Origin of the sequence: Pseudaestuariivita atlantica (assembly GCF_001205715.1) — a bacterium.
In the GTDB taxonomy this organism is placed as follows: Bacteria; Pseudomonadota; Alphaproteobacteria; order Rhodobacterales; family Rhodobacteraceae; genus Pseudaestuariivita; species Pseudaestuariivita atlantica.
Window position 1 is genome coordinate 20,476 of sequence record NZ_AQQZ01000019.1, and the last position, 6,817, is coordinate 27,292.

6 protein-coding genes are annotated in these 6,817 nt (G+C 55.4%); 1 reads left to right on the top strand and 5 read right to left on the bottom strand.

Annotated features, from left to right (window positions below):
• Positions 1–2 precede the first annotated feature (2 nt).
• Entirely contained in the window at positions 3–689 is a 687-nt protein-coding gene (locus tag ATO11_RS19655) for a dimethylsulfonioproprionate lyase family protein (protein WP_050532617.1), read from the bottom strand.
• Complete coding sequence (locus ATO11_RS19660) at positions 686–2,290, bottom strand: fatty acid--CoA ligase (protein ID WP_050532618.1); 1,605 nt, start codon at positions 2,288–2,290, stop codon at positions 686–688. The genes ATO11_RS19655 and ATO11_RS19660 overlap by 4 nt, the downstream gene beginning before the upstream one ends.
• A gap of 238 nt (positions 2,291–2,528) precedes the next feature.
• Here ATO11_RS19660 and ATO11_RS19665 point away from each other — a divergent pair, with 238 nt between their 5' ends.
• Positions 2,529–3,452 (top strand): LysR substrate-binding domain-containing protein, encoded by a 924-nt coding sequence (locus ATO11_RS19665; RefSeq protein WP_050532619.1) that lies wholly within the window; start codon positions 2,529–2,531, stop codon positions 3,450–3,452.
• A gap of 33 nt (positions 3,453–3,485) precedes the next feature.
• Here ATO11_RS19665 and ATO11_RS19670 read toward each other — a convergent pair whose 3' ends face one another.
• The 3 genes from ATO11_RS19670 to ATO11_RS19680 form a co-directional block, all read right to left on the bottom strand.
• Positions 3,486–4,544: a quaternary amine ABC transporter ATP-binding protein gene (locus tag ATO11_RS19670; protein WP_050532620.1), complete on the bottom strand. Its 1,059-nt coding sequence runs from the start codon at positions 4,542–4,544 to the stop codon at positions 3,486–3,488.
• A gap of 12 nt (positions 4,545–4,556) precedes the next feature.
• Positions 4,557–5,585, bottom strand: a complete 1,029-nt coding sequence (locus ATO11_RS19675) for an ABC transporter permease (protein ID WP_050532621.1) — start codon at positions 5,583–5,585, stop codon at positions 4,557–4,559.
• Positions 5,586–5,652: 67 nt separating this feature from the next.
• Complete coding sequence (locus tag ATO11_RS19680; protein WP_050532622.1) at positions 5,653–6,624, bottom strand: ABC transporter substrate-binding protein; 972 nt, start codon at positions 6,622–6,624, stop codon at positions 5,653–5,655.
• Positions 6,625–6,817: the final 193 nt, after the last annotated feature.

The following is a 6,817-nucleotide window of genomic DNA, read 5'->3' on the forward strand; positions in this document are numbered from 1 at the left end:
TCTCAATTGGACTGGTTGGCAAGATCTTGTTCGATCTCTGCCCAATCGTCGAAGTGGATTACGTTGCAGGGTGAATTCACGTTCTCGAGCCAGACAAAGACGGAGATGAATGGCTGGTCATAGACCCGGGTGGCGTGGGGATCGCCCGCCGCGTTCCAGATAAGTGATCCAGCCGGATAATCCTGCCAGTCACGGGTGCCAAACCGCCAACCAGATTTCTCGGACAGGTTCAGGTACAGCTCTGGCGCGTCGTGGTTGTGGTCGCGATACAGCGTCCTTGGACCCAGCATGAAAATGCCAAGGTTGAAATCGGGATGGTGATGTCCACATGCGTCTGGCCCAATCAGCAGAGTATGTAGGTTACACTTTGTGTATCCCTCGCCCAATTCGGCACCAGGGGGATAGAATTGGGCGTTGTCTTCGCGCCAGATCAGATCATCCTTTGCTGCTTTCAGACAACCTGCGATTTCCTGCAATTCCGGGGCGACAATCCCGGCGATGGCGTTCTTCAGAACCTCTTCGTGCCGGGTTCCTTGGGGAGGTAAATCAATGAGCCTCTCACCCTTCAGGTCCATGGCTGCCAGCTTGTCCAACGTCAGGTCAACGCCGCGCGTGGCAGCTCTGTGAGCCTGCAGATACGTGACAATGGACCCGATAAGCGCCTGAATACGGCGTTGCTTGTCTGTCATGATTTAAAGTCCGAGCGCGTTGAAATGTTTTTCCGCACGAGTTTCTTGTCGAGCTTGCCGACGCTGGTTTTAGGTAGGCGGGCGACAAAGACTATCTCGTCTGGAACTGCCCATTTTGAGATCTCGCCTGCACCGACACGCGACTGGATTGCTTCAATGACTCTCAAGCGCACAAGATCCGGATCGGCATCCTTTGCGGCTTGAGCGACCAACACTGGCCTTTCGCCCCATTTCGCGTGCGGCAGCCCGATTGCTGCCACGTCCTCAACGCCGCTGCAAGACGATGCTATGTTTTCCAGTGCCAGTGAAGATATCCATTCGCCGCCGGTCTTGATCACATCCTTGAGGCGGTCAGTAATCTGCAACGATCCATTCTCGCGGATATACCCAACATCCCCGGTATGCAGATACCCACCGTCCCAAAGCTCATCCGAGGCTTGCGCATTATCCAGATAGCCTTGTGTCAACCAGGGAGCCCGAGCAACAACTTCGCCAGTTGTTTCGCCGTCATGTGGAACGTCCTGCATATCCGGTATCACAACACGAAGGTCGACAAGCGGGCCGGGAAAGCCGGTTTGCGCCTGCATCTCGGGGTCATTGCTGGACAAATCGGCCACCGTCAGAAACGGACAGGTCTCGGACATCCCATATGCCGCATGCAAGGATATGCCTGCCGCCGCCGCCCGGTCCTGCAAATTGCGCGGCAAAGCGGCCCCGCCAATGATCACTTTCCATCTGTCCAGGTCAATTTGTGGGCAGCCCGGATGGTCGAGCACCATTGACAGAACCGTGGGCACGCAGTGGGAAAAGGTGACGTTTTCGTCGGCAATCAATCGCAAGATTGTGTCAGGGTCATATCGACCGGGATAGACCTGACGCAGCCCCAGCATCGTTGCGGCATATGGAAATCCCCAGCCGTGGACGTGAAACAAGGGTGTCAGCGGCATGTAAACGTCGCCGCGATGAAATCCGGCATTCCCGGGCCACGCGCCGAAACCTGCGATCAGACCCAAGGTGTGAAGGACCAACTGCCGATGTGAATAGCTCACCCCCTTGGGATTACCGGTGGTCCCGGTTGTGTAAAACAAGGTTGCCGTTTGGTTTTCATCGAAGTCCGGGAAGTCAAAGCAGCCTGGGGCCCCGCTTATCCACTCTTCATACCCTTCTCCGTCTCCAATCGGCACAATGATGATGTCCCGATCAAAGCCCGATTTGATATCATCAACGAGCGGCATGAAATCGCGGTGCACGACGATCAGGTCCGGCCTGCCATGGTTGATCGTATAAAGAACCTGAGCAGGAGACAGACGCACGTTGATCGTGAAAAGGGACGCGCCCATCATCGGGATCGCGAAAAAACACTCAAGATAACGGTGCGTATCCCAATCCATGACACCGACGCGCATGCCCTCACGTATCCCGCTGGCCTTCAGAGCATTGGCAAGTTGGCGCACGCGTTTGCCCAACTCCGTGTAGCTCAGCCGCATTTCGGTGCCGCTGACGATCTCTTGGCTGGCTGACGCAAGCTGAGATCCGGCCAGCAAGTGTTTAATCAGCAACGGATAGCCATATGCATTTGACGAAGGTGATAATGGTGGCATGAAGGTGGAATCCTTGAGCGTCTTTAGCCCTTAATCTGGCATCTCTTCCCCAGCTGAAGAACTGAAAGAAATTTCCCTTCATCAAGATTTTCTAACCGATCGCGTCGTGCCGCACATTGCGTGTCATCCTTTGAAAATCTATGAAAAGGTGCATAACAAGTCTGCTGCTATTACGCCCGTCGTCGGTTAACTGTGCTTGAGGGTAAGCAATTTTTTGTTTCTTCAAGGAGATGCAGCAATGACCACTCACATGCCCACGCTGGTTTCACTGCGCGCTTTTGAGGCGGTGGCGCGTCACAAGAGTTTCCGAAAGGCCGCTGACGAGATTTGTGTGACCCATGCGGCAGTCAGCCACCAGGTCAAAGCACTGGAAACATCAATCGGTGTCAAACTGCTGGAACGCACAAGCCGTTCGGTCGAACTGACACCGGCTGGCGAGCAGTATTACCCACCAGTACGCGAACACATTCAGGGCATTATCAAAGCCACACGGCGCATCCAGACACCTGAGGAACCGGACGTATTGCTCGTTCAGTCCTACGCAAGTTTCAATACAATGTGGCTTCAGCCCAGATTGGCAGACTTTCTTCAGGATAATCCGGACACGCGTGTGCGCATCGTCTCTACCTTTGAAGACGGTGATTATGACATGCACCGGTTCGATGTGGGCGTGTTCAACGCGCCACCATTTGACAAACGGTTTGACTATAGCCCCTTGTTCGAAACGGATATCTACCCGGTATGTGCTCCGGAGGCCTTGAATGCGCCAAGCGGTGGAATGCCGCTGGAAGAGCTAGGAAACTACCTATTGCTGAGCGTCCCAAGCACATGGAATGAGCCGGATGACTGGGACTGCTGGTTGGATGCGGCGGGCTTAGATCGCAAAACCATGAAACTTGGCTCAATCTTCGACAACTACCCGCTTGTCCGTGAGGCTGTTCTAAATAATCACGGTATCAGCGTCGCAAGGGCACCGTTTTGCGCGCGCGATCTTGAGAGGGGGCGCTTGGTCAGGCCGTTCGACATTTCAGTGCCCGAGCCAGGCCGCTGGTATCTGGCGACGCAAAAAGAGCGTGCACCCAACCCCAAGCTCGATACATTTATCGACTGGCTGTTCGAACAGATCGAGGCCGACCCAACCATGCGGCCATTTCGGGCCTGATCTGTTGAATTCCAGCTCTGCCGTCAGCGCGCTTCAGGACTGACGCGCACCGGCCTCGGATGCGACGCGAGGGACAAGAGCGCGAACCAGTTCGGTCATATCCAGTGTGCCGACCGTCTGCTCCCCATCTTTGACAACATAGGCGTGTGACGTATCCCCGCCGGACCGCGCGATCATGCTTTCGAGCGTGTCGTTCACGTCCACTTCGCCATCGGCATCTTTTGGCACTTTGCCATCGACAAGCGGGGTCATTATCGAGCGCACCCGCAGAACCCGTGCGCGGTTAATGTCGCTCACGAAGTCTTCGATGTAAGGATCGTTAGGGTTCAACAGAATATGCTGCGGCTCACCCTGCTGCACGACAAAGCCGTCCTTTAGGATCACAAGGTGATCGGCCAGCTTCAACGCCTCATCTAGATCGTGAGTGATGAAGATGATGGTCTTGTGCAGTTCTTTTTGCAGCTCGAGCAGCAGGTCCTGCATATCGGTTCGGATCAGCGGATCAAGGGCCGAGAAAGCCTCGTCCATTAGCATGATCGGTGTGTTTGCGGTCAGCGCCCGGGCAATGCCTACCCGCTGCTGCATCCCTCCAGACAACTGCGCTGGATAATGGTTCTCGAACCCGCTCAGACCCACGCGATCCAGCCATTTTGCAGCTTCGCGGTCGCAGGTGACCTCGTCTTCGCCACGCACCGACAAGGGCATGCCTGCATTCTTCAGCACGGTCTTGTGCGGCAACAACGCGAACTTCTGGAAAACCATCGACATCTTTTCTTGACGGGCATGACGCAGCCCGTCCTCGGACAGTTGCATCACGTCTTCGCCCTGCACGATGATCTCGCCCGCAGTGGGTTCGATCAACCGGTTCAGGTGGCGGATCAGAGTAGATTTCCCAGAGCCGGACAGGCCCATAACCACTGTGATTTCCCCCGCCTGCATATCGACGTTGATGTTGTTGAGCCCCAACACGTGCCCGTGCTGCGCCAGCAATTCTTCCTTACCCATGCCATCCTGGACATGGTGCAACACGTCCTTGTCGCAGGCGCCAAAGATTTTATAGAGCCCGGACAGGCGGACCATTGGTTGTGTCATTGAACCGGCTCCTTAGTGTTTGACTTGGGTCTTATCGACCCGTGTGAGAGCTGCCTTGGACACGCGATCAAGGATCACTGCGAGCAGCACGATGCCGATGCCAGCGACGATGCCCACACCCAGTTCAAGGTTTCGGATGCCACGCAACACGTTCACGCCAAGGCCAGGGGCCGAAACAAGAGAGGCGATCACGACCATGGCAAGGCTCATCATGATGGTCTGGTTGATCCCGGCCATGATGTTCGGCAGCGCCAGCGGCAATTGTACTCGCATCAGTTTCTGGCGGTCATTCATGCCAAAGGCATTGGCCGCTTCGATCACGTCCCTGTCGACAAGCCGGATACCCAGATCAGTCAGGCGGATCACCGGCACGATCGCGTAAAGGATGATCGCGATCCCATAAAGTTTGGATTCCGTGACCGAGAACAGGAAAATCAGAGGGATCAGGTACACAAAGGTCGGCAGGGTCTGCAGCAGGTCGAGTAACGGAACGACGCTTTTCTGCAATCGGTCGGATTTCGACATGGCAATTCCAATGGGCACACCGAACAGCACCGATATCGTCGTACATACAAAGATGATCGACAGGGTCTGCATCGCCACATCGTAGTGGTCTACGACGGCCAGTAGCATAATCGAGACGGCGACGAAGATCGTCACAGGGCGCGAACGCGACGCGTACCAGGAAATCGCCACCAACAGCGGGACCATGATGAACCATGGCATCGCTTCAAACAGCCAAAGTGCGCCATCCAGCATCCAGCTCAGTGGCTGTGTGATCGGGTCCAGAACAGTTTTCAGGACCGGCTTGGCTGCCAGAAACCCTTCTTCGATTCCGTTGGTTACATCGCGCGACTGCCATACACGGTTGCAGCTTTCATGCAGATTATCAAACGAGGGAATTGGAATGAGCGGCCCAGAGGCCTCCTGTCCCCCTGCTTGCGCCGCAAGGTCCGCCAGCGAAAGTGGCGCTTTGTCGTCTGACGTGCCGCACCAGTCGCTCAGACCCAGGGCACTGAATAGCTTGTCATAGAAGGCCATTTTTCCAACTTTCCGATCCTCTTCAGTGCGTTAGGGGCATCGCTGAGGATGCCCCTTTCCGTGCGGTTTACTGCAGCAATGCGGAAAGTTTGTCGCGCGCAGCATCGTTAAGCCACGCCCCCCAGACATCCTTGTAGGTTGTCAGAAAGTGCACCGCGCCTTCATCGTAGGAGGCATTGTTGTCTTCGACCCATGCCAGCGTTTCGCCCATCTGTGCGTTGGTGAAGGACAGATTTGTCATCAGGTCAGACACTGCTGCGTTTTCGGCCATGAATTCCTTGGAGAGAACTGTGACCACGACACTGCGGGGAAAGGCGCTGACTTCTGGCGTCGGGCATTCCGCCGTGATGTTGCAGGCATGCTTTTCAGGGTCATGGGGGCCCATATCGACCAGGGTCATCGGGTATTTGCCCAGTACCGATGTCGGCGCCCAATAAAAGCCGAACCACGGTTCCTTGTTTTCGTAGGCGGCAGCGATCGAAGCCGCGAGGGTTTCGCCAGATCCATGCACGAAGTTTTCAATGCCTGCATCGATCAGCCCGCCTGCCTTCATCAGGTTGGTGCTGACATTCAGGCAGGTCCACCCTTCGGGGCAGTTGTGAAAGCGATTTCCGACGAGTTCGGGGTTGGCTGCGATGCCTTCAATTGTTGCCAGTTCCGGATGTTCCTCCACAAGGTAGTTCGGAACAAAGAACCCTTCGACACCGCCATCAGATAGAACTTCGGTCACAGGAATGATCGCACCTGAATCAACCAGCCCTTGGTAAGCCGGCGCGCCGTTTGTCCAGATTTCAGTCAGAATATCAGGCTCTCCGGTCTCGGATACGGATGCCAGCGCAGGGTTGCTCGAGAGCGGCATTGCGGTGACGTCGCAGCCGTAGCCTTCCTCCATCAGGAACTTCGCAACCGCAGTGACGATCTGCGCAGACCCCCAGTCGCCTTGCATAATAGATACTTCACCGCAGTCGTCTGCCTGGGCCGCCGAGGCGGTGAGTGCTGCAGCAAATACACACCCGAGACCCGCTGAAATCTTGAACATTTCTTTCCTCCTTGTCATCGGCGAAACAGGGACGGAGAAGCGCTCCAAGCCAAAATTCGCCTTGTTTGTAGCGATGATTTGTACTGGCAGGCCTATGAGCAAAAAAACTGAAAAGAATTTTGAATCATGTACAATTGTTTACAGGTTGACCTGCCCCCCGAAACTTCCCTCGTTCTAGCGTAGAGTTTGCTCA

What these genes read in the sequence shown, in the direction of transcription:
- ATO11_RS19655 (WP_050532617.1), bottom strand. Translation starts at nt 689, where the DNA reads ATGACAGACAAGCAACGCCGTATTCAGGCGCTTATCGGGTCCATTGTC.
- ATO11_RS19675 (WP_050532621.1), bottom strand. Translation starts at nt 5,585, where the DNA reads ATGGCCTTCTATGACAAGCTATTCAGTGCCCTGGGTCTGAGCGACTGG.
- ATO11_RS19670 (WP_050532620.1), bottom strand. Translation starts at nt 4,544, where the DNA reads ATGACACAACCAATGGTCCGCCTGTCCGGGCTCTATAAAATCTTTGGC.
- ATO11_RS19660 (WP_050532618.1), bottom strand. Translation starts at nt 2,290, where the DNA reads ATGCCACCATTATCACCTTCGTCAAATGCATATGGCTATCCGTTGCTG.
- ATO11_RS19665 (WP_050532619.1), top strand. Translation starts at nt 2,529, where the DNA reads ATGACCACTCACATGCCCACGCTGGTTTCACTGCGCGCTTTTGAGGCG.
- ATO11_RS19680 (WP_050532622.1), bottom strand. Translation starts at nt 6,624, where the DNA reads ATGTTCAAGATTTCAGCGGGTCTCGGGTGTGTATTTGCTGCAGCACTC.